The organism is Shewanella violacea DSS12, assembly GCF_000091325.1.
In the GTDB taxonomy this organism is placed as follows: domain Bacteria; phylum Pseudomonadota; class Gammaproteobacteria; order Enterobacterales; family Shewanellaceae; genus Shewanella; species Shewanella violacea.
Genome location: NC_014012.1, coordinates 1,811,088 through 1,832,852, shown reverse-complemented (window position 1 = coordinate 1,832,852; position 21,765 = coordinate 1,811,088). Strand labels below are relative to the sequence as shown.

General features: G+C 43.3%; 23 protein-coding genes. 4 read left to right on the top strand and 19 right to left on the bottom strand.

Translation table 11 applies throughout. The features are described 5' to 3' along the window. Nucleotides 1-63: 63 nt before the first annotated feature. The 13 genes from SVI_RS07540 to trmJ all read right to left on the bottom strand — a co-directional run bounded on the left by SVI_RS07540 (nt 64) and on the right by trmJ (nt 13,015). Nucleotides 64-1,089, bottom strand: coding sequence for an AraC family transcriptional regulator (locus SVI_RS07540; RefSeq protein WP_041419775.1), 1,026 nt, complete (start codon nt 1,087-1,089; stop codon nt 64-66). Between the two features lie 230 nt (nt 1,090-1,319). Beyond that, nucleotides 1,320-3,983, bottom strand: a complete 2,664-nt coding sequence (locus SVI_RS07535; RefSeq protein WP_013050878.1) for a TonB-dependent receptor plug domain-containing protein — start codon at nt 3,981-3,983, stop codon at nt 1,320-1,322. Nucleotides 3,984-4,923: 940 nt separating this feature from the next. Next, nucleotides 4,924-5,355: a nucleoside-diphosphate kinase gene (ndk, locus tag SVI_RS07530; protein ID WP_013050876.1), complete on the bottom strand. Its 432-nt coding sequence runs from the start codon at nt 5,353-5,355 to the stop codon at nt 4,924-4,926. 185 nt (nt 5,356-5,540) lie between these two features. After that, a complete protein-coding gene (gene iscX / locus SVI_RS07525; RefSeq protein WP_013050875.1) occupies nt 5,541-5,738 on the bottom strand; it encodes a Fe-S cluster assembly protein IscX in 198 nt (65 codons plus the stop codon). A 119-nt stretch (nt 5,739-5,857) separates the two neighbouring features. Next, nucleotides 5,858-6,196, bottom strand: a complete 339-nt coding sequence (fdx, locus tag SVI_RS07520) for an ISC system 2Fe-2S type ferredoxin (protein WP_013050874.1) — start codon at nt 6,194-6,196, stop codon at nt 5,858-5,860. 42 nt (nt 6,197-6,238) lie between these two features. Next, a complete protein-coding gene (gene hscA / locus SVI_RS07515) occupies nt 6,239-8,101 on the bottom strand; it encodes a Fe-S protein assembly chaperone HscA (protein WP_013050873.1) in 1,863 nt (620 codons plus the stop codon). Nucleotides 8,102-8,166: 65 nt separating this feature from the next. Further along, on the bottom strand, nt 8,167-8,691 hold the full coding sequence (hscB, locus tag SVI_RS07510) for a co-chaperone HscB (protein WP_013050872.1): 525 nt from the start codon (nt 8,689-8,691) through the stop codon (nt 8,167-8,169). A 20-nt stretch (nt 8,692-8,711) separates the two neighbouring features. Beyond that, nucleotides 8,712-9,035: an iron-sulfur cluster assembly protein IscA gene (gene iscA, locus SVI_RS07505; protein ID WP_013050871.1), complete on the bottom strand. Its 324-nt coding sequence runs from the start codon at nt 9,033-9,035 to the stop codon at nt 8,712-8,714. 14 nt (nt 9,036-9,049) lie between these two features. Next, nucleotides 9,050-9,433 carry a Fe-S cluster assembly scaffold IscU gene (gene iscU / locus SVI_RS07500; RefSeq protein WP_005497959.1) on the bottom strand — a complete coding sequence of 128 codons (384 nt, stop codon included), beginning with the start codon at nt 9,431-9,433 and terminating at the stop codon, nt 9,050-9,052. Nucleotides 9,434-9,470: 37 nt separating this feature from the next. After that, complete coding sequence (locus SVI_RS07495) at nt 9,471-10,685, bottom strand: IscS subfamily cysteine desulfurase (RefSeq protein ID WP_041419774.1); 1,215 nt, start codon at nt 10,683-10,685, stop codon at nt 9,471-9,473. A 74-nt stretch (nt 10,686-10,759) separates the two neighbouring features. Continuing rightward, a complete protein-coding gene (gene iscR, locus SVI_RS07490) occupies nt 10,760-11,221 on the bottom strand; it encodes a Fe-S cluster assembly transcriptional regulator IscR (protein WP_041420258.1) in 462 nt (153 codons plus the stop codon). 195 nt (nt 11,222-11,416) lie between these two features. After that, a complete protein-coding gene (gene cysE / locus SVI_RS07485) occupies nt 11,417-12,238 on the bottom strand; it encodes a serine O-acetyltransferase (protein ID WP_013050868.1) in 822 nt (273 codons plus the stop codon). An 18-nt stretch (nt 12,239-12,256) separates the two neighbouring features. Then, nucleotides 12,257-13,015 (bottom strand): tRNA (cytosine(32)/uridine(32)-2'-O)-methyltransferase TrmJ, encoded by a 759-nt coding sequence (gene trmJ, locus SVI_RS07480; RefSeq protein ID WP_013050867.1) that lies wholly within the window; start codon nt 13,013-13,015, stop codon nt 12,257-12,259. Nucleotides 13,016-13,169: 154 nt separating this feature from the next. Between trmJ and suhB the strand changes: the two genes are divergently transcribed. The 4 genes from suhB to SVI_RS07460 all read left to right on the top strand — a co-directional run bounded on the left by suhB (nt 13,170) and on the right by SVI_RS07460 (nt 15,672). Further along, the gene (gene suhB, locus SVI_RS07475) at nt 13,170-13,973 is read left to right on the top strand and encodes an inositol-1-monophosphatase (RefSeq protein ID WP_013050866.1); all 804 of its coding nucleotides are present in this window, start codon (nt 13,170-13,172) and stop codon (nt 13,971-13,973) included. Nucleotides 13,974-14,273: 300 nt separating this feature from the next. Next, a complete protein-coding gene (locus tag SVI_RS07470; RefSeq protein ID WP_013050864.1) occupies nt 14,274-14,576 on the top strand; it encodes a PilZ domain-containing protein in 303 nt (100 codons plus the stop codon). A gap of 93 nt (nt 14,577-14,669) precedes the next feature. Next, complete coding sequence (locus tag SVI_RS07465; protein ID WP_013050863.1) at nt 14,670-15,338, top strand: AAA family ATPase; 669 nt, start codon at nt 14,670-14,672, stop codon at nt 15,336-15,338. After that, nucleotides 15,325-15,672: a hypothetical protein gene (locus SVI_RS07460; RefSeq protein WP_013050862.1), complete on the top strand. Its 348-nt coding sequence runs from the start codon at nt 15,325-15,327 to the stop codon at nt 15,670-15,672. The genes SVI_RS07465 and SVI_RS07460 overlap by 14 nt, the downstream gene beginning before the upstream one ends. Before the next feature lie 66 nt (nt 15,673-15,738). Here SVI_RS07460 and SVI_RS07455 read toward each other — a convergent pair whose 3' ends face one another. The 6 genes from SVI_RS07455 to secD all read right to left on the bottom strand — a co-directional run bounded on the left by SVI_RS07455 (nt 15,739) and on the right by secD (nt 21,752). Next, nucleotides 15,739-15,981 (bottom strand): YecH family metal-binding protein, encoded by a 243-nt coding sequence (locus tag SVI_RS07455; RefSeq protein ID WP_013050861.1) that lies wholly within the window; start codon nt 15,979-15,981, stop codon nt 15,739-15,741. 317 nt (nt 15,982-16,298) lie between these two features. Further along, nucleotides 16,299-16,838 (bottom strand): YaeQ family protein, encoded by a 540-nt coding sequence (locus SVI_RS07450; RefSeq protein WP_013050860.1) that lies wholly within the window; start codon nt 16,836-16,838, stop codon nt 16,299-16,301. 102 nt (nt 16,839-16,940) lie between these two features. Beyond that, nucleotides 16,941-17,852, bottom strand: coding sequence for a precorrin-2 dehydrogenase/sirohydrochlorin ferrochelatase family protein (locus SVI_RS07445; protein WP_013050859.1), 912 nt, complete (start codon nt 17,850-17,852; stop codon nt 16,941-16,943). 324 nt (nt 17,853-18,176) lie between these two features. Further along, nucleotides 18,177-18,479 (bottom strand): putative signal transducing protein, encoded by a 303-nt coding sequence (locus tag SVI_RS07440; RefSeq protein ID WP_013050858.1) that lies wholly within the window; start codon nt 18,477-18,479, stop codon nt 18,177-18,179. Nucleotides 18,480-18,941: 462 nt separating this feature from the next. Further along, nucleotides 18,942-19,889 carry a protein translocase subunit SecF gene (gene secF, locus SVI_RS07435; protein WP_013050856.1) on the bottom strand — a complete coding sequence of 316 codons (948 nt, stop codon included), beginning with the start codon at nt 19,887-19,889 and terminating at the stop codon, nt 18,942-18,944. A 12-nt stretch (nt 19,890-19,901) separates the two neighbouring features. Beyond that, nucleotides 19,902-21,752: a protein translocase subunit SecD gene (gene secD / locus SVI_RS07430; RefSeq protein WP_013050855.1), complete on the bottom strand. Its 1,851-nt coding sequence runs from the start codon at nt 21,750-21,752 to the stop codon at nt 19,902-19,904. Between the last annotated feature and the right edge of the window lie 13 nt (nt 21,753-21,765).

The following is a 21,765-nucleotide window of genomic DNA, read 5'->3' as shown; positions in this document are numbered from 1 at the left end:
CTGGATCTTAGGTCACTGGACCTGGGTCTTCTCATCGTTCATTGTGAGTTGTGAGTTGTGAAATTAAATAAGCTTCTCATTCAGGCGCAGGAAATGACCGGGTGGATGGCCCAGCCAATGTTTAAAGCTTTGTCGAAAGTGGCTAACTTCACCAAAACCCATCATTTCGGCTATCTGCTCTATGCTCTTATGACCCGATAAAATCAAGCCGATGGCAGCCTGACAGCGAACCTGATCCACCAACTTCTGATAGCTGGTACCAGATTGTGAGATTCTACGACGTAAGGTTCGACTACTGATATTCTGGCTACTCGCCATCTGTGCCATATTGGGGCAATCGGGAAAAGACTGACGCAGTTCATCGAGCAAGACTTGGATATAAGAAACCTGCTGGTTTGAAGTGGTATTGCTATTAGTTTTGTCGAAACGATAAATGACTGGTAGTGAGAGATACTTGTGATCTATGGTCCATTCATTAAATTCAGCATCAAATATCACCTCAGCCCCAGTGACCGAAGATAAGAACTTGGCGTCTCTTTGGCTTTCAGTCAAAAATATTTTATCGGCTAAGATGGCTTGACCGGCCAAGCCTTTACCTACTGTCAGCAAGCCGCAAACGCTGTGCTGAAATTGGCATGAGTATCGTTCAGGTTTGATTTTCCCAGTGTTTAACCAGCGAACGTGCAATTTGCCATCTTCATTACTGATTAAGGTATCGGTAAAGCTGCCAACAAGCTCAGGATGGGTCAGTACAAACTGCAAACAATCGCCGATAGTCTCGCAGCGACTAAAAAAACTCAGTAAAAAATCTAAATCCTTCACCGAATATTGAGAGCCCACTTTGGCACCTATTTCAGCGTCTTTAGTATATGTTTGCAGAAACTCCATGGCGAAATCAGCTTGCCACACATAAATAACTTGCTGATGCGCTAGCGCTTGTTCACAGACTCCGATTTGAGAGCATAAGAGCGACAGCCCTTCTTCACCATAATGTTGGCGGAGATAAGCCAGTATATTGCGTAACTGATAGGCCGGATAAGATTGATCCCCTACCATCATGTTCGGCTTATAACTCTGAGCCTGTTTCATTAAGAACCTGCTTCTTTTTATTATCTAGAGCTATTTTGTATAAGATTTATCATGAATTTGACAGTCATTTTTAAATAATTGACCATTAATATGAGTCAGAAGTCCTAAACATACCTGTCACGTCATGATCTAATCTTGGCTGTGTATCCAGAGTGACTCCGTTTAATCATTTAAAAATGAAAAAGCCGACACTTAAGTGTCGGCTTGAGGGGGTGATAAATAAATGCTATTTACAGCTTCACACTCGCTTGTAGATAGAAGTAACGGCCCAATGTATCGTAGGTATACGGGTCGGTATTGGCATCGTTATTACCCGTGTAATAAGGTGCATCTTCATCAAGTAAGTTGTTTACACCGGCTGATATTGTCCAGCTATTCGATAGAAAGTACGAAGCTGAAATATCATGGTAAACAATGCTATCCGTTGACGGCGCATAACATGCTGATGGGTCACTTTGACACGCATAGCTATCCATTCCTGAGATGTAACGCGCTTGATAACTTCCTCCCCAGCTATCTCCTTCTACACCTAAATCAAAGTTGGTCTTATATTTAGCAAAACCACCACTGCCTGAAGTAATAAGCCCTGCATAATCGATAGCTTCTCCCAGAATAATCGACTCATTTTCAAGTAAGATAGTGCTGTCCAGACCCGTTCTCCAAGCTAGTCCAACAGCGTCAAAAGTATATGCCAAGTTGATATCTATACCTGAGGTATTTTCAGCACCTATGTTTTGCAATTGGTTGTTAAAGGTGATGCGATTACCGCTGCCCATCTTAATATCAGCCGATTGACATAAGCTAGCCCCAGTGTTGATAGGCTTACCTTGTGCGTCCATACATTGGTCAACAATATACTGCGAATCAACTAACGCTATTGAGTTAGTGACCGAGATATCATAGTAATCCGCTGTAACCGAGAAACCATCAAACCATGAAGGAGAATAAACGAAACCGGCGGTAAAGGTCTCAGCTTCTTCTGGGGTCAAGTTCGGGTTGCCGCCACGAGTCACTTCGGCTTGAGCTTGGCCAACTGGATGTTTAATTTGATCAAATGAAGGTGACTTGCCTGAATAAAGCTCATCTACCGACGGCGCTCTGAATGCTGTTGATGCAACACTTCTAAGCATAAGATCATCAGTTACACGCCAAGTTAGACCTAGCTTCCAAGTACTGTCACTACCAAATGTGCTGTAATCGAAATACCTCATAGCTGCACTTAAATCAACTTGCTCGGCAAACGGAAGGCCTGACAATAAAGGTATGGCCAATTCTATGTAAGCTTCGCTAACATCATATTCACCACTCGTTGGCTCAACCTTAGGATCATTGGCCATGCCTTGGGAAGATAATGAATCAGGAATAAACCAAGCTTTCTCGGTTCTATGCTCAAGACCCGTAGCAAAACCTAAATAACCCGCAGGCAACTCCATTATTTCACCGGATAGATTACCCGAAACGATGAACATTTCACTGCCACCAGAGTTAATTCTGGTATATAAATATTCGTTCATATTCTCTTGAGACCAAGATGCTTGATCAAGAGGATTAAATGTCCCGTCTTCTATGCCATCATTAACTGAACCCATGTTTATTAGATTAGCTAAACGGTCAACCGAATCATTACGACCATAGTTAATGGAGGTATCCCAGGTCCAACCATTTTCTAGCATGCCATCGACCCCAACAACGACACGTATAGTATCTACGACTTGAGCAAACTCGCGATTACCAACATCAGCCATACGACGTCCGTAATCAATTGAGTCTCCATATTCGTAACCACTGCCTGTTAAGCTGTCACCCATCTCTTCTGTATAAGTGAATGGATCAGTCCAAATTGGCTGTGGCGCCATCTGCTGTTCTGACCAGCGTTTTGAATACATGGCTTCACTAAACAAGTTGATAGAATCTGTAAGTTCAAAATTGCCAAGAGCGGTTAAATTTACACGCTTCATGGGTGTATAGAGGTAACTTAATGCATTGTAGTTATATCTATCATCATCGCTAAACTCATGCCAAGAGCCATCTGCATTTCCTTGAAGGCTATCACGGCTTTCAAATATTTTATCGCCATTTTTATCTACTTCACCCGTATCATAGGAACCCCAGATGTGTCCCCCTGGAGTGTATGAGCTACCACCACAATAAAGTTCAAGATTGCCACTTGTATTGGTACGTTCATAGTAGTCGCACTGGGTTGACTTACGGTCGGCCATACTTGCCTCACCACGGTCCATAAACTGTAAGCCCATAACGACATTACCGCGATCAAAACTCCCCCCCATGGTTAGGTCAAAACTGGTCTCTTGAGCATCGCCCTGTCCAGATATACCTGTTTGCACATTAGCTTCTAAACCTTCGAAGTCATCTTTAAGAATAATGTTAACCACACCGGCAACGGCATCAGAGCCATAAACAGCCGATGCACCATCTTTTAAAATCTCGACGCGCTTAATCATGGATACAGGAATGGTATTTAAATCAACAGTAGAAGCAGCACCTGTACCTGAGTTAACCATACGACGGCTGTTAACCAAGACTAGAGTACGCTGAGAGCCTAAGCCCCTAAGGTTGATGGATGCATCTCCTCCAGAGCCATTATTGATACCCGGGTTGGTCATGGCTCCGCCGGTCGCTGTCATCTTCTGTAATACTTCATCGATAGATGTTGCCCCAGAAGCTCGGATAGCACTGGCATCGATAATTGTAACCGGACTGGCTGTTTCCATATCCGTTCTTTGGATCCGCGAACCTGTTACTTCAATTCGTTCTACTTTCGCATCATCACCTTGCTCTTGAGCAAATGCTAAACCAGAAAATGCAACTGTTGAGCCTGCTGCCGCTAATAAACCGAACCGTACTGCTTTTGCTGTTAAGGTCAAAGTGTTCATATATTCCCCTTATCACCTCACCGTCATGAATCATTAATTAAAAATTTAAATGAATTAATCTGGCAAGATGACGAATTTATTATTATTAATGTTTGTTATTTTATCTAACCGGTAAAGTTAACTAACATCTACCTCTGGTTTAATAATGTAAAAAAAGCGATCTCGGGTCAACATGTGTAACAAGGAAATAAGCTCAATGATAACAATTGATACAAGTGTAATTAACCTACATTATTAACTAAATAAACGGATAGGTAATAATCCCTTTAGATATAGACACTTAGTGAGTGTAAGAATAAAAATTTAATGAATTCAGAAATGAACATTAATAACATGGCAAGATACAAGCTGAGACATTTGTTATTACCAATCGCAAAATGTTGCGGCAGTTATTCGCTGAATATAAAAAGATAAAACCAAACATTAACCCAGCATTAATTTAGAATTAAAATAGCCATAAATAGTTAGATGAGATTGGATTTATAAGACGGGATATATATAGATCAAATAATGAAACATCCAGTTCCTCCTAGCCAATTGACCTAGCCAGCAGACCTTATCTATATAGTGTCATAAGTTATATTTGAAAGATAAGTTTAATCGTTCAAATAACATCCAGCATAGTGACCAATAAGCAACTTCAAACATTACTAATATAATTGAGAATGTAATGACTCATATTGATGTGCCATTTAAAGCAGGATTCAGGAATAATTCTACCTATAGCGATAAAGCCGAGATCGAATCAAAATGATGCTAGGTAGAAGATTGCTAACGAATAAATGAGGCAATAAAGGGACTTAAAAGAAAGGATGTTAAAGATTTATAAAGGAAGAGCCACTACTCAGTCTGTTGACTGATAAATTAACGTGATCATAGATAATTTCAAATAACAAAAAAGGAGCCATCAGGCTCCTTTTCAACTTTACTTAGCGTCGAATTAACGAGTGCGTGGGCAAAGCTCTTCAGTGCTGAAGAAGTAAGCTACTTCACGCTCAGCAGAAGCAACTGAATCAGAACCATGAGCGGCGTTCTCATCGATGCTTTCAGCGAAATCGGCACGAATAGTACCAGGAGCTGCATCAGCTGGATTAGTAGCACCTAAGATGTCACGGTGAGCTAGAACTGCGTTCTCGCCTTCAAGAGCCTGAACCATGATAGGACCAGATGTCATGAATGATACTAGAGCACCGAAGAAAGGACGCTCGCTGTGCTCGGCGTAGAAGCCTTCAGCTTGCTCTTTGCTTAGGTGAACCATTTTAGAAGCGATGATTTTCAGGCCAGCAGTTTCAAAACGGTTGTAGATAGCGCCAATGTTATTTTTTGCAACAGCATCGGGCTTAATGATAGAAAAAGTACGTTCGATAGCCATGAGAAGCTTCCTTCATAATAAACAGTTTTAATTTTCGCGCGGATTATACGAAATTTGAAACAAAAAACCTACCTTTATAGCCCGATGATTACAATATTGCATTAAGTTTATCCAGCTTCACTGCTATCTAGGGTCATTCATAAGCTAACTACTACACTTATCTATACATCTTAGACTGCCGAATCTCACTTCTCGGCTATCCAACAAGCCTGAACTGCTTCCAATATGCGTTCATTACAATGTTCAGGATCATCATCGAAGGAGTCCAGTGCCAAGATCCATTCACGCAAATCGGTAAATAGAATCCTTTCAGGATCGGTATCGGGATACTTCTCCAATAAATCTAAGGCAATATCGAGTGAATCAATCCACTTTAATGGCATATCTAGCCCCTTGAGCCGATTTGTGATGACTAGAGTATAGCTGGCATCTCATCCCATAAAAAAGCCAGTCTCGAGAGACTGGCTTAGATACTATCAAACAGACACAAGTGCGATTAAGGCTAGTTAGCCTCACTCACCATATTAACTGTGTACTTAGGAATATCGACGATCAGATCGCAATCAGGCACCTTGGTCTGGCAAGATAGACGGCTTTCAGGCTCGAGCCCCCAAGCTTTATCTAACATGTCATCTTCAAGCTCATCACTTTCAGCTAGCTCATCGAACCCTTCACGAATGATCACGTGACAGGTTGTACATGCACACACTTTTTCACATGCATGTTCGATGTTAATGCCATTTTTCAAGGCAACGTTAAGTACGGTTTCACCAACATCAGCTTGAACGACTGCACCATCTGGACACAGCTCTTCATGGGGTAGAAATACAATTTGTGGCATCTTTTTTACCTATTGATTACCAATTAATCTATTGATTATTTGTCAAATATTGTCAACCGACTGGCCTGTAAATGCCAAACGAATAGAGTTATCCATACGCTTAGATGCAAAATCTTGCGTGCAAGCATCTAATGCCTTAATGGCTTTTTCAATGGCATCGGTATCATCAAGAGCTGCAACTTGAGCAAGCTCAGCCATACTCTTCTCGATAGCAACACCTTCATCTGCAGATAACAGATCGGCATCTTTTCTTAAAGCTGCGGTCAGGGTCTCTAATACCCGAGCCGCCTCTACTTGCTGCTCTGCGAGCATGCGTCTGGTGATATCTTGCTTAGCATTGGCCATGGAATCTTTCAGCATGGCACCGATTTCCACATCAGTTAGACCAAATGATGGTTTAACCTGAATGCTGGATTTAACTTGAGTAGACTTTTCCATCGCTGTGACACTGAGTAAGCCATCGGCATCGACCTGAAATGTCACTCGAATATGAGCGGCACCGGCAGCCATCGGCGGTATGCCTTCCAAGGTGAATCTGGCTAAAGAGCGGCAATCATCCACAAGCTCACGTTCACCTTGAACCACATGGAACGCCATCGCTGTTTGGCCATCTTTAAATGTGGTAAATTCTTGCGCCTTGGCGATCGGGATAGTGGTGTTACGAGATACCACCTTTTCCACGAGTCCCCCCATGGTTTCGATTCCAAGAGACAGAGGTAACACATCCAGCAGCAGGAGATCGGACTCAGGTTTATTACCAACCAAGATATCCGCTTGAATAGCGGCACCTATAGCAACCACTCTATCAGGGTCTATAGATGTCAGCGGCGCCTGTCCAAAAAAGTCGGCAACAAGTTCTCTGACCATAGGCACTCGAGTCGAGCCACCCACCATAGCAATTTGAAGCACTTCATCGATTTTAATCCCAGCGTCACGCAAAGAGCGACGACAGCTGCTTATGGTTTTCTTTACCAGTTTACCGATTAATGACTCAAACAAGGCTTTGGTAACTTTATGCTCTAATTGACTGCCATCCGCTAACGTCAATGAAGCTGTGACCTCAGCATCCAAGGTTAGTAGCTCCTTGATACGTCTGGATTCGATAAGCAATTGCCTGCTAATCGTCGCCGAAGGATTAACTAGCTGCCATTCATTTAATAAATAGTGATGCAAGAGGTGATCGAAGTCATCTCCTCCAAGTGCCGAGTCACCTCCGGTGGCCAAGACTTCAAACACACCTTTATTCAGGCGTAATATGGAGATGTCAAAAGTGCCACCACCAAGATCATAAACGGCAATCACGCCTTCCTGACCTGAGTCCAGACCATAGGCTATCGCTGCAGCCGTTGGTTCATTCAATAGACGTAAAACCTTGACACCCAATAGCGCTGCAGCATCTTTGGTTCCCTGGCGTTGAGCATCATCGAAATAGGCAGGTACTGTGATCACTACCCCTTCAAGCTCTCCACCTAAGGTCTTTTCCGCCCGCAAAATCAGCGGCTTTAAAATTTCAGCAGAGATCTGCACCGGATTCACCTGACCTTGTTTAGTCACAAACAGGGGTAGACCATTTTCACTGGCTTCGAATCGATATGGGAGATCTTGACTACCGGACTGGATGTCGCTGAGGCTACGTCCCATAAAACGTTTAACTGAGATGATGGTATTTTGCGGGTCTTGTGCCGAATAGGATTCAGCTTCGACGCCAACTTGTATGGCATCATCTGTATAACGTACAACCGAAGGCAAGGAGTGTCTCGATTGCTCATCGGCCAAGGTGTTAGCTGCGCCACTGCGAACCGCGGCCACTAACGAATTTGTTGTACCTAAGTCGATTCCGACAGCCAACCTATGTTGATGTGGTACTGTGCTCTGTCCAGGCTCTGCAATCTGCAAAAGGGCCATAAAATTCCAACCTAAATATTAGCCATTGCGAAAAGGATAGCTAAGCGAATAAAAGAGTAAAACGACTAGTCAAACTGTGCATCTTCGATGCGTTCCAACTCGACTTGTAATTTTGCCATAAATTTTAATTTACGGATAAGATCTGCTGCGGATGCGAGATCCGACTCCGAATGACTGAGCAATAAGCCTGCTAAATTTTGGCTGATACTGTCTGAATACTCATTAAAAGAGTCATACAGCTCGGCTATCATAGCATCGGGATCTTCACAGTGCGCAATGTCTTCTAATGATTCTCGCCATTCCATCTGTTGCATCAGAAATTGCGTATCTTTCACAGTGGTAGACTCATGGCTGAGATCTATACCAGCAAGAGCCAAGATATGCTCCGCTCTCGACAGGGGATTTTTAAGCGTCGAGAAACCGTCATTAACTTGGGCGGTTCGTTGAACCGCGATACGCTTATCTTGTTCACTGGAATTAGCAAACTTATCGGGATGAACCGCCCGTTGCAGTTCGTGATAACGATCTGCAAGAAGAGCGGTGTCAATATCAAAGGAGGGCGTGAGACTAAACAACTCAAAATAGTTCATGGCTTAATTCTTTCGGTTAGTTAGACTGTGAAGCTTTCGCCACAACCACACTCACCTTTTGCATTAGGGTTATTAAACTGAAAACCTTCATTGAGCCCTTCTTTAACGAAGTCCAGCTCTATGCCCTGAAGATAGATGAAACTCTTTGCATCGATAATGATTTTAACATCTGCGACCTCGTAGACTTCATCATCGTCATTTAAATCATCGACGAACTCGATAACATAAACCATGCCTGAACATCCGGAGGTTTTAAGCCCCAGACGTAAACCAATCCCCTTACCGCGGTTGCTCAGAAAGCTTTTAACGCGATCGGCGGCGGCCGGAGTCATTGAAATAGCCATCTTAACTCCGGAAATTACTTAGCTTGCTTTGACTTATAATCTTCAATTGCTGCTTTAATGGCATCTTCAGCCAAAATAGAGCAATGAATCTTCACTGGAGGCAATGCAAGCTCTTCAGCGATATCTGTGTTCTTAATCGCGGCAGCTTCTTCGATAGACTTGCCTTTGACCCACTCGGTGATAAGTGAGCTAGATGCGATAGCACTGCCACAACCGTAAGTCTTAAACTTGGCATCTTGAATCATGCCCTTGTCATCGATTTTTAGTTGTAACTTCATCACATCACCACAAGCAGGTGCGCCGACCATGCCGGTCACAACTGATGGATCATTTTTGTCGAAAGAACCTACGTTACGTGGGTTTTCATAATGGTCGATTACTTTTTCACTATAAGCCATGATAATACTCCAAAATCTTTATTCGTTGATATGAGAATTAGTGGTGTGCCCACTCTACTGTGCTCAAATCAATACCATCTTTAAACATCTCCCAAAGTGGAGACATCTCTCTCAAGTCATCGATAGACTTATTAATTGTATCGATAGCGTGGTCTATCTCTTCTTCGGTAGTAAAACGACCGATTGAGAAACGGATCGAGCTATGAGCCATCTCATCATTCAAGCCAAGCGCGCGTAATACATAGCTTGGTTCCAGACTGGCAGAGGTACAAGCAGAACCCGATGATACGGCAAGATCTTTCAATGCCATCATCAAAGACTCACCTTCAACGAAGTTGAAGCTCACATTGAGGCTACCGCAATAACCTTGTGCTTTATCGCCATTGATGTAGGTCTCTTCGATATGCTTAACGCCATCCCACAATCTGTCACGTAATGTTCTGATACGGGCATTATCTGATGCCATATCGGCTTTAGCCACGGCAGCAGCCTCGCCCATACCAACAATTTGATGGGTTGCCAATGTTCCGCTGCGCATACCACGCTCGTGTCCACCACCGTGCATAGTCGCTTCGAGGCGAATACGCGGCTTACGGCGCACATACAAGGCACCGATACCTTTAGGTCCATACATCTTATGAGCCGAGATTGACATCAAATCAACCTTAGTCTTCTGCATATCTATTGGTAACTTGCCCGCACTCTGAGCTGCATCAACATGAAAAACTATCTTCTTGCTGCGACAAAGTTCACCTATGGCGTCGATATCCTGAATGACACCAATTTCATTGTTTACCTGCATGATGCTGACAAGAATAGTATCGTCACGCATGGCCGCTTCAATTCGCTCAAGAGGAATGAGTCCGTTTGACTCAGGCTCAAGATAAGTGACTTCGAAACCTTCGCGCTCTAGCTGGCGACAAGTATCCAAAACCGCTTTATGTTCAGTCTTACTGGTGATGATGTGCTTACCTTTCTTATGATAGAAATGAGCAACACCCTTAATAGCCAGATTGTCTGACTCGGTGGCACCTGAGGTAAATACGATTTCACGAGGGTCAGCATTGATCAAGTCAGCAACCTGATTTCGAGCGATATCAACCGATTCTTCAGCCTGCCAGCCATAACGATGGGAGCGAGACGCAGGATTACCAAAATTGCCGTCCATAGTCAGGCACTGCATCATTTTCTCTGCAACACGTGGATCAACCGGCGTTGTCGCGGCATAATCTAAATAAATAGGAAGCTTCATCACACACTCCGTACAGCGTAGCCTCAGAGAGGCAAAACTAAGTACAAAAAATAATATAAAAATACAAAGTTAACTTATAGGGTTACTCTTTGTTCCTGTTGCATTGTGTCTTGCTTAACTGAAATGAATTGAACATCTCGTTTACTCATTAAACCAGCAAGACTGATCCCATTTAAGAAATCTGAAATTTGTTTGCTCAAGTCACCCCATAGGGAATGAGTGAGACAACGGGTTCCATTCTGACAATTCCCTTTACCTTGACACCTAGTTGCATCGACTGACTCATCGACGGCGCGAACGACCATACCGACTGAGATATCGACAGCATCAGCACCCAAACGGTAACCACCACCGGGTCCTCTGACACTAGAAACAAGTCCATTTCTTCTTAGTTTGGCAAAAAGTTGTTCGAGGTAAGAAAGAGATATCCCTTGACGCTCAGAAATATCGGCTAAAGGTACAGGTCCTGACGTAGAGTGTATAGCGACATCTAACATAGCAGTGACTGCATACCTGCCTTTTGAGGTAAGTTTCATAGCGACCATGGCTCCCAATAATGCATAGGGGAATTCAAACATACCCGAGTAATTTAGTCAAGTATAAAACCTAGTAAACTAGTCAAGTATTAGCGGGATTGTATTGCCAAATAATACCCTTTCATTTCACTAGGGTATTTAACCCTTTTATGTCTCAATATTCAATCAAATATTTGGGATTTTTGTCACTAAAAATCAAATAATGGGATCGAACTCATTGATAGCCTTCTCCCGCTGTTTAGCCGCAGCCAGCTCAGCATCACTAAAATCTTCAACATCGAGTTCGGGCAATTTATCGGTACAGACACTACCGCCCATATTTTGTACCGCTTGGCAGACTTCCTGGACTTTTGAGTCCATCAGATGCATATGATCCAGCATCTGCCCGATGGCATTAGCAACCGGATCTGGATTATCAGGAGATACGGCATAGGCATCGAAACCGTATTTTTTTGCCATCTCGCTACGTCTTTTACTCTGTTCTTTACTGCTGACATCAGGCGTTGAGACTATGCGACCGGGTATACCTACGACTGTGGTATCTTTAGGCACATCTTTCACCACAACGGAATTAGAGCCCACACGCGCACCATCGTGCATAGTGATTGGACCTAACACCTGAGCGCCGGCACCGATGACCACATTATTTCCCAATGTAGGATGACGTTTACCCGCTTGCCACGTTGTGCCGCCGAGCGTCACACCGTGGTATAAGGTGCAATCATCACCAATTTCAGCGGTTTCTCCTATCACCACGCCCATACCGTGATCGATGAAAAATCGATGGCCTATAGTGGCACCAGGATGTATCTCTACACCGGTTAGCCAGCGAGAGAAAGTGGATAGACAACGTGGAAGCAAACGCCATTTTCGCCTCCAAAGCTTATGACTCACCCTGTGGATCCAGATAGCCTGCATGCCAGGGTAATTGAGTAAGACTTCCAGAGTACCGTGAGCCGCAGGATCACGATGATAGATAGAGTTAATATCATCTTTTAATCGAGCAATGACTCCCATCGTTTCTATTCCTTATACTTATGTATCGTCTTTTGGTGCCATCTTCTTATCAATCGAAGTCAACATACCTCGCAAGATATTCATCTCTTGTCTCTCTAGTCTTGCACGGCTAAATAGGCGACGTAACTTGGTCATGACTTGACCTGGATGTTGCTTCACGATGAATCCAGTACCTAATAAGGTTGATTCCAAGTGTCCAAAGAAGTTTTCACGTTCCTTGGCAAACGGATACTCGATTTTTTCTTCAACATAATCTGCTGGGCGGCCTTTTTCAAACTCACGCTTCTCATGCTCCAAATGAGCGACACGCGCCTCATAACAGATGATCTGCACAGCTTGAGCTAGATTCAAAGAGGTGTATTCTGGGTTGGCAGGAATAGAGACATGGTAATTGCATTTCTGCAACTCTTCGTTGGACAAGCCATTATTTTCGCGACCAAATACGATGGCAACGGGACCATCCAGTGCTGATGCGACTAATTTCTCGCCCGCTTCCCTAGGTTCAAGCATAGGCCAGTCTAAAGTACGGCTACGCGCGCTGGTAGCGATAACCAGACTACAATCGGCAATAGCTTCGGCAACGCTGTCCACTATCACCGCATGTTTTAATATATCTGACGCACCGGCTGCCAGCGCGACAGAGTGGCCATCGGGTTGGACCTTAGGTTCAGCTAGATATAAAGTAGAGAGCCCCATGGTTTTCATTGCTCGGGCGGTAGAGCCAATATTACCAGGGTGGGATGTGCCGACGAGTACTACGCGAATGTTACTAAGCATGAAACTACTTAATTTTGATGATTAAACAATAAAAAGATATTAACACAACCGACTTTGTTTGCTTAATACAAAAATCGGTATTTGATATATCCACTTTTTGACGTATAATGCGCCCCGATTATTATATCTGTTCTTTAACATCCAGGGGATTGCAATGCATCCGATGCAGACTATTGCCGTGCGCGCTGCCCGCGCTGCCGGCCAAACGATTATACGTGCTTTTGCTGAACTCGATAAAATCGAAGTGACAGCGAAAGGAATAAATGACTACGTGACAAACGTAGACATAGAAGCTGAAGCGGCCATTACATATCAGATCCGTAAATCTTACCCTGATCACACTATTATTTGTGAAGAAGGTGGCGAGAACAAAGGCGAGAACAAAGATTACATATGGATCGTTGACCCTCTGGATGGCACTAACAACTTTGTTAGAGGCATTCCTCATTTCGCAGTATCTATTGCCCTTCAATACAAGGGTAAAACTGAAGTTGCTGTAATTTATGACCCAATCCGTGATGAACTGTTTAGTGCAGTACGTGGTAAGGGTGCTAAGTTCAATGATTTCCGTATGCGCGTATCTAAGCATAATGACCTTAAGGACACTATCTTAGCCACAGGCTTCCCGTTCAAAGCCAAGCAACACACTGAAACTTACATGAAAATCTTCGGCTCATTGTTTACTCAATGTGCAGATTTACGCCGTGCAGGTTCTCCAGCCCTAGATCTTGCTTATGTTGCTGCTGGTCGTGTAGATGGTTACTTCGAAATAGGCCTCAAGCCTTGGGACATAGCTGCTGGTGATCTTATCGTCAGAGAAGCAGGTGGTACGGTTACAGATCTTACAGGTAATCACGGCTATATGACTTCGGGTAATATCATAGCTGGCGCGCCTAAAACTACATCAGCCATAGTTAAAACTGTTCGCCCTTTACTGAGCGATGCACTTAAACGTTAAGCTTAGCGTTTAAAAGAACAGATTAAAAAGCCATCTATTAGATGGCTTTTTTTGTTTCTGTCACTCAGATACCTATCTCGTTAACCATTAAGATCTAACCCCTTTGCTATTAAGGCTACAAGTCCCCTTTTTAATAAAATGCTAGCGTTCATGTGAATCGACTAACCAAGATAATTCACTCGTTGCCGCCATAGCTGTTCCAGCCACTAAAGCCCATTCAATATCTGTAAATTTTGTTTTTAGAACAAAATTCATGCTACTTTTAAATAGCTTGTTTTTTATTCAAAATAAGGATTTTTGATGCCTGATAATACTGAAGAGTTAGATGAACGACGTACCTCACTGCGAGTCGACCTAGAAGCCGAGCGTATTCTCTTATCTTGGCAAGATGACCAGGGCCTGAACCAAACTGATGATGGGATCTGCATCGACTTAGCTAGACGCGGTGTGTTAATTGAATATAAAAATAATTTTAAAGTGGGTGCTCTTCTCACTATAACCTTTAATCCAGATAATGATAAAAAGCATACGGTCAAAGGACAAGTCTGTCGAACCAGCAGCTGTAACCCTAAAAGTTTCCATATCGCAATGCAGCTTATCTAAGCGTCATAATCGGCAGAATTAAATAGTCTGTTCTATACTTAACGCATTTGATAATCAAAGATAATAGGTGCTAAAAGAGATGGAGATACTTTTATGATCTTGCTTGTGGGCGGAGAAAAAGGTGGAGCAGGGAAAAGCTGTATGGCCCAAAATCTAGCTGTTCATATCACTCAAAAATACCAAGCGAATGTGTTGATGATCGATTGCGATCCACAGCGCACTACCTCAGATTGGATCCAGGCGCGAAATGAAGACCCTGAACTTCCAACGATTAACTGTATTCAACTGTACGGAAAAATCCGTAATGATTTACTGAGTCAAGATAAACACTTCGATTATGTCATCGTCGATTGTGGTGGCCAAGATAATTTGGCTATGCGTGCGGCCATGTCTGTCGCAACCTATGTCTTACTGCCTCTAAGACCCAAACGCAGAGACTTAAAGACCTTGCCCCACATGGAAGATATGCTAAGTACCTGTAAGATGGTGAACCCCAAAATGGTGGCAACCATAGTGATGACTCAATGTCCCTCCCTACCCAGCCAATTTAAAAGAATTTTCGAAGCAAAAGAAGTCGTAGAATCATTTGGTTTACGTGTATTGAATTCAGTGACCTTCAACAGAAATATTTACGATGATAGTGAAGAGCTCGGCTCATCTGTCATTGAAATTGAGCCTGATGGCAAGGCCGCCGCTGAGATACGTGCCATCGCAGATGAACTTTTTGCTATAGAACCAGAAAATTGCTATGAGCTTAACTGATCTTAAAAGGCGAAAGAAGAAAACACCTAAAACTCAGGTCTCCGTCGAGGACTTCATCGAAGATGCTAATAAATATGCCTTTGGTCAACCTAGTGTTGTCAGCCAAAGTAGAATAAAACTAAGCAGAGTTAAGCATAAAGGCTTAGATAAACACTCAACCAAAATTTATAAACATGCCACTTTCTCTCTCACCGAAGATGCAATCGGGATATTAGACAAAATTTCGGCTGATAAAAAAATAGCTAAATCACGACTCATCAGGATTTTAATTTATGATTTTTCAGTTAAAAGTAAAAATGAACAAAGCACAATTATCGAATTAAACGATGACTAATATCTATTAACTCATACCTTCAACAAGCCAATAATTTGCACTTTGTTTTATTCAAAAATTAAGCCCTTAATGGGAACAGATTCTATCCGCAGCAGTCTTTATGCCTGCAGTAGATTCAATAAACTTTCCCTTCTTTTCCAATAACACAATTAACGCATCGGCATTCATGTCGCTCGCTGAGCAAGTGTGATAGCGCGCCGCCCCACCAAAATGTTCCTGCATCAATACTTTAAGATCTGCTTTGGTGATTGCTTTATCTAATGTAAGCATCAACTCCATCACTCGATGGCCATGAACTGATTCACACATAATACTACTTTTAAAAACTAATAAATAAATGCCTTTATACTCAACATTTGAATTTCAAACTTTGATCAATAACACAAGAAGAATAAATAATATCAAGGTGTGATGTTCTGCGGCGTTGACCGCCTCTGAGACAAACCTATATTGGTGTGATACGAAATGCTAAGGCGCCGCTGACCAGATGGCGGTGATGGACTAACTCTGCTGATTTACCCAGTAATAATAAGCTCTACGGCTGCTCTAACCTATTGATGACTAATGACTGCTTGCTACTCAGCTCACAGACATTAGGTGCAGGCTTAGCTTTAACAGGCTAGTGACTAAGCTTTCAATATTTCCGGAATAATTTGAATACTGCCGAGATCACTGGATAACCAAACTTCCCCATCACTGATATTATATTGCAGCTCCATATTGCGAGTGACCAAGTCTCCCATCTGCTTCACGGCCTCTTCAGGGATATTCCAAACTTTAAGGTTTTTATATCTTTCTAAGGCTTTTTCATTTTGCTGCCACCATATAGGAACGGCTCGTCCACCATAGGTAAATAACTGTACTTGCTTCGACCTGCCACTGGCTTTTCTTAACCATTTCTCATCGCTCTGGCCAAACTCAATCCAAAGTTCAATATCGCCCACTAAGGACTTTTCCCAAAGTTCAGGTTCATCTTCGACGCAAAGTCCCTTGCTGAACTCTAGTGACTCACTGGCATTCATTGCAAAAGCCAACAGTCGGACCATCATGCGGGAATCGGTTTCCGAAGGATGTTGGGCTAATGTCAGCTGATGATCGTGATAATAGCCACGATCCATATCGGCGATCTGCAGAGTAACTTTATAAACGGTAGCTTTTGGTGCCATAACTTTCATATCTCTCAATTAATTGGCGCTAGTGTAACTCAATCTCCCGTCTAATGAGCTATGTCGATATGAATTCCATAAATATACTCACCTAACAAAATATTAAATTATCCCAGCCCTTAGATGTTTCGCCATAGGGAAATGAGTTTTAAGCTGGCTCACAGTCTCTTTATCAGCATACATAAGACAAGCTTGTCCACTCTCGTATAACTTAGTCAATTCACTCAGACTGGGTAAATCACCGCGTTCAGCATCTCGCCTGACAAATTCATTGAGAATGAAGGGCAGCTCTTCAGCACTGAACACATGATCCAGTTTCTGCATCAATGGCATTGCAGCTATGGGTAACAAAGAGACTTGAGTCTCATCATCGATAAGTAAGATCACTCCAGCTGTCGACAAGCCTTGAAAGCCGTTATCGTAATGAACGTGAGTATCATCATCAAAATTATCACCATTGGCTCTGAAGAAGTGTTCCCAAAATAACTTACGTTGCTTAAATTCGGGTAACTTTAGCTGTACTTCTTTACGTTTTTCGGCAACAAAATCAAACAAAGGCGTGAGAGATTGAGGCAACCAAGACTCTAACCTGGCCCTGAGTTCTCGAGCAAAAACAGGTGCAGCACCGGCTGTGCTTATTGCGATCTGTAGGCGCCCCCTGTCGACTATCGATGGGGTGATAAATCGACAAAGTTCTGGGTTATCTACAACATTCACCCAGATCCTACGACTATCGGCAATACGTGCTAGCTCTGCATTGAGCCTGTCATCTGCAGTAGCAAGATAAACTAAATCAACCCCACGGATATCATCAGGTGTCACACCACGCTTAATCAATGTGATACGTCCCTGCTGAGCATACTTAGATACCTCTATTGAGATGTCTGTGGCAATAACAAGAATCTCAGCATGGGTTCTAGCCAATAACTCCAATTTTCGGCTGGCCACATCACCAGCGCCGACCAACAAGACTTTAAGTTTGGATGTATCAACAAATAAGGGAAAGTACTGCATAGAGGATTAACTCCTAACCTTGTATAAATGGGAATAGTATCGGAACCCAAGTCTCATGGAAATCAAGGGACTAGAGTATATCCCATTAACTGTCATTGATGTGCGGCGGGTGATTCACAGAGAAATAAAGAGGCAATAAACTTCATGAGGAGACTCATACCTCCCAGCCACATTGCCAACACAAGTCAAGACTAGGCTCATTCATGCCGTGGCACTTGATACAACGCCAATGAGGAGACTCACACCTCCCAGCCACATTGCCAACACAAGTCAAGACTAGGCTCATTCATGCCGTGGCACTTGATACAACGCCAATGAGGAGACTCACACCTCCCAGCCACATTGCCAACACAAGTCCAGACTAGACTCATTCATGCCGTGGCACTTGATACAACGCCATTGAGGAGCTTCAGCATTAAGATCCAGGAGTTGAACTTTAGCGAGTTCGTATTTAGATTCGCTGACCCAAAGCTGGACATTTTGCAGATCCACAGGCAGATCGCCTGTCCCGCCGAGTAACGCTTCGCCACGAAGCTCTACGGTTATGCCACTGGTTTCTAACAAACCTTTCCACCTATGGGCTTGTAATAAACTGCCACCCGCAACCATTTTACTGCGCTCTTCCATGTGATCCCTTACAACTATTGCTCTTCTGGCAAATTTTAGGTGTGATATATACGTTAACGAATATATGAGTGAACATCCTACTGCTAAATTAGCGAGTCTGTCGAGAGTAAATGCGGCCAAGCTAGATAACAAAATGTATTCAATTATTTTAGTTCGAAATAATATTCATCTATCACAAAAGCTTGTTATCTTTTTATCAGGCAATAAAAAACCACCCGGAGGTGGTTTTCTTTATGCTTTCTATAAGTTTCAAAATTCTTCTAAACGGCCATTAAATTCTTAATGACCACCTAGTTAGTTTCAAAAATATCATGAACGGCCATCATATTCATAATGACCATCTAGTTAGTTTCAAAAATATCATGAACGGCCATCATATTCATAATGACAATCTAATTAGTTTCAAAAATATCATGAACCGCCATCATATTCATAATGACCATCTAGTTAGTTTCAAAAAACTTAAGGCATCAATGGATCTTGATCTGCGCCTTCTTTTTCGATTTCGACAGGCAACATATGCTCACGATTGATCCCAAGCTTAATCGCTAGGAAACTCGCCACATAAATAGATGAGAAAGTACCAACGAAGATTCCCATCAGCAGCGCGGTTGCAAAACCGTGGATCATGGTGCCACCCTTAAGGAACAAGGCGATAACCACAACTAAAGTAGTCGCTGTTGTAATTATGGTACGGCTCATAGTCTGAGTGATAGAGGTATTCACTACCTCTTCCGGCCCACCTTTACGCATCTTAAGGAAGTTCTCACGAATACGGTCAAATACCACTATCGTATCATTGAGAGAGTAACCGACAACCGTTAAGACACCAGCCAGAACCGTCAAGTCGAAATCCAACTGCAACACAGAGAACACACCTAAGGTGATAATCACATCGTGTGCCAATGCCACTACCGATCCCATGGCTAAACGCCATTCGAAACGGAAAGAAACATAGATAAGGATACAGATAAGTGCAACCAATACTGCTAGGCCGCCCTGTTCTGCTAACTCTTTACCAATCTGAGGCCCAACCATCTCGACGCGCTTCTGGATAACCTGAGGATCAAGCTTATTCCCGGCCTCCATAACGTATCCAACTTGAGTATCACTCTTAATGTCAGCCTTAACAGGAAGACGAATTAAAATATCGCGACTCGAACCGAAATTCTGAACCACTACACCTTGCATCTCATCACTGCTTAACTCGGCACGTAATACCTCTAAGTTAACCGGTTTTGAAAACTCCAGTTCAACAACAGTACCACCGGTAAAGTCCAATCCCCAGTTGATCCCCTTGGTCGCTAACGACGCCAGCGAGCCAAGTACCAGTATCAAAGATAAGATACTGATAGGAACCGCATGGCGCAGGAAGTTGACCGTGCCTTTTATCGATAAAATCTGAAACATAATCAACTTCCCTTATATAGACAATTTCTTCACGCGTTTACCACCCCAAACGGCGTTGACGATGGCACGAGTTCCCACAATAGCGGTAAACATTGACGTCGCTATACCTATCATCAGAGTCACAGCGAAGCCTTTAACCGCTCCTGTACCCACGGCAAACAAAATAAGTGCTGTCATAAAAGTGGTGATGTTAGCATCTGCAATGGTTGAGAATGCATTGCCATACCCTTCATGAATAGCTTGCTGCACGCTACGACCGTTTCTTAACTCTTCACGAATACGCTCGTAGATAAGAACATTACCATCCACAGCCATACCTACGGTCAATACCATACCGGCAATACCAGGCAGAGTTAACACTGCGCCAGGGATCATCGACATAACACCGACAACCATGACTAGGTTTGCCGTTAACGCCAAGTTGGCAATCAGACCAAAAGCACGGTAATAAACAAGCATGAAGATAAGCACTACTGCCATTCCCCAGATCATTGCTTCCATACCGTTTTGGATATTCTGCGCTCCTAGGCTCGGACCTATGGTACGTTCCTCTACAATAACAACCGGTGCAATTAAGGCACCAGCACGAAGAAGTAAGGCTAGGTTTTGCGCTTCACTATGATCCAGTCCAGTGATTACAAAGTTACGTCCCAGACGTGCTTGAATCGTGGCAACTGAAATGACCTCTTCAATCCTCTCAAGCTTTATGCTGCCATCGGGGTTTTTAGCACCATTATCTTTATACTCGATGAACAAGGTGGCCATTGGCTTACCAATGTTATCCTTAGTCACATTCGAGAAGATAGAACCGCCCTTGGAATCTAAGTTAATGCTAACCTGAGGACGACTGTATTCATCGAAACTCGGCTGAGCTCCTTGAATATGGGTACCAGACAACATCACCTCTTTATAGAGCGCGACTTGGCCACCTTGACGACGATCGTATATCTTGGCATTGGCAGAGATTCGACCACTGGCAATAGCTGCAGCATCGGCTTTCTCATCAACCATATGGAATTCGATTGACGCGGTAGCGCCTAAAATCTCTTTCGCACGGGCTGTATCTTGCACGCCAGGTAACTCGACTATGATGCGTTCGGCACCTTGACGTTGTACAACTGGCTCCGCCACACCCAACTCATTCACACGATTACGTATAGTCGTGATGTTCTGCTGCAGTGCTTCCTCTTTAACTTGCTTAAGATAGGTTTCACTGAGATTGGCAATCAAGTAGTAATTACCATCCGATGAGCTATCGGTAAACACCATGTCATTACCGCGGCTCTTCAAGAAACGCTCAGCCTTAGCTAAGTTGTCGGCATCACGGAACTTAATCTCTATGCCTTTAGCACTTTCACGAATACCGGCATAGCGAATACGCTCACCGCGAAGATCGGTTCTAAAGTCGGCCATTTTAGACTCGACCATTTTACGAACAGCTTCGCCCATTTTCACTTCCATCAGAAAATGAACGCCACCACGTAAATCTAGACCCAACTTCATTGGGGAGCCGCCCATAGCCTCAAGCCACTCAGGCGTCGCTGGCGCTAAGTTTAAGGCGACGGTGTATTTGTCCCCCAGCGCATCAGCTATTGCTTCCTTTGCTAGTAACTGTTGATCACCATCCATCACGCGAACAAGCAATTGACCATTTTCAAGCTCTGAACGCTTAACCGTAATATTCTTACTGGTAAGCACATCATTGACTGCCGACTGAGTCGCCACAGTCACCTCAGCTCCACGAGTACCAACTACCTGAACCGCATAGTCTTCACTGTAGAGATTGGGTATTGCATAGAAAAAACCGACTGCGATGATGCAAATCACCATCACATTTTTCCACATTGGGTATTTATTTAACACACCATCGCCCTCT

Coding starts and splice junctions, on each gene's coding strand:
- cysE (WP_013050868.1), bottom strand. CDS start 12,238: ATGGGAGTCATTGCTCGATTAAAAGATGATATTAACTCTATCTATCAT.
- SVI_RS07445 (WP_013050859.1), bottom strand. CDS start 17,852: ATGCAGTACTTTCCCTTATTTGTTGATACATCCAAACTTAAAGTCTTG.
- SVI_RS07495 (WP_041419774.1), bottom strand. CDS start 10,685: ATGAAGCTTCCTATTTATTTAGATTATGCCGCGACAACGCCGGTTGAT.
- SVI_RS07450 (WP_013050860.1), bottom strand. CDS start 16,838: ATGGCACCAAAAGCTACCGTTTATAAAGTTACTCTGCAGATCGCCGAT.
- hscA (WP_013050873.1), bottom strand. CDS start 8,101: ATGGCCCTTTTGCAGATTGCAGAGCCTGGACAGAGCACAGTACCACAT.
- SVI_RS07440 (WP_013050858.1), bottom strand. CDS start 18,479: ATGGAAGAGCGCAGTAAAATGGTTGCGGGTGGCAGTTTATTACAAGCC.
- iscR (WP_041420258.1), bottom strand. CDS start 11,221: ATGAAACTTACCTCAAAAGGCAGGTATGCAGTCACTGCTATGTTAGAT.
- secF (WP_013050856.1), bottom strand. CDS start 19,889: ATGTTTCAGATTTTATCGATAAAAGGCACGGTCAACTTCCTGCGCCAT.
- SVI_RS07465 (WP_013050863.1), top strand. CDS start 14,670: ATGATCTTGCTTGTGGGCGGAGAAAAAGGTGGAGCAGGGAAAAGCTGT.
- SVI_RS07470 (WP_013050864.1), top strand. CDS start 14,274: ATGCCTGATAATACTGAAGAGTTAGATGAACGACGTACCTCACTGCGA.
- iscX (WP_013050875.1), bottom strand. CDS start 5,738: ATGCCATTAAAGTGGATTGATTCACTCGATATTGCCTTAGATTTATTG.
- hscB (WP_013050872.1), bottom strand. CDS start 8,691: ATGAACTATTTTGAGTTGTTTAGTCTCACGCCCTCCTTTGATATTGAC.
- iscU (WP_005497959.1), bottom strand. CDS start 9,433: ATGGCTTATAGTGAAAAAGTAATCGACCATTATGAAAACCCACGTAAC.
- SVI_RS07540 (WP_041419775.1), bottom strand. CDS start 1,089: ATGAAACAGGCTCAGAGTTATAAGCCGAACATGATGGTAGGGGATCAA.
- trmJ (WP_013050867.1), bottom strand. CDS start 13,015: ATGCTTAGTAACATTCGCGTAGTACTCGTCGGCACATCCCACCCTGGT.
- SVI_RS07535 (WP_013050878.1), bottom strand. CDS start 3,983: ATGAACACTTTGACCTTAACAGCAAAAGCAGTACGGTTCGGTTTATTA.
- fdx (WP_013050874.1), bottom strand. CDS start 6,196: ATGCCACAAATTGTATTTCTACCCCATGAAGAGCTGTGTCCAGATGGT.
- SVI_RS07460 (WP_013050862.1), top strand. CDS start 15,325: ATGAGCTTAACTGATCTTAAAAGGCGAAAGAAGAAAACACCTAAAACT.
- SVI_RS07455 (WP_013050861.1), bottom strand. CDS start 15,981: ATGTGTGAATCAGTTCATGGCCATCGAGTGATGGAGTTGATGCTTACA.
- iscA (WP_013050871.1), bottom strand. CDS start 9,035: ATGGCTATTTCAATGACTCCGGCCGCCGCCGATCGCGTTAAAAGCTTT.
- ndk (WP_013050876.1), bottom strand. CDS start 5,355: ATGGCTATCGAACGTACTTTTTCTATCATTAAGCCCGATGCTGTTGCA.
- suhB (WP_013050866.1), top strand. CDS start 13,170: ATGCATCCGATGCAGACTATTGCCGTGCGCGCTGCCCGCGCTGCCGGC.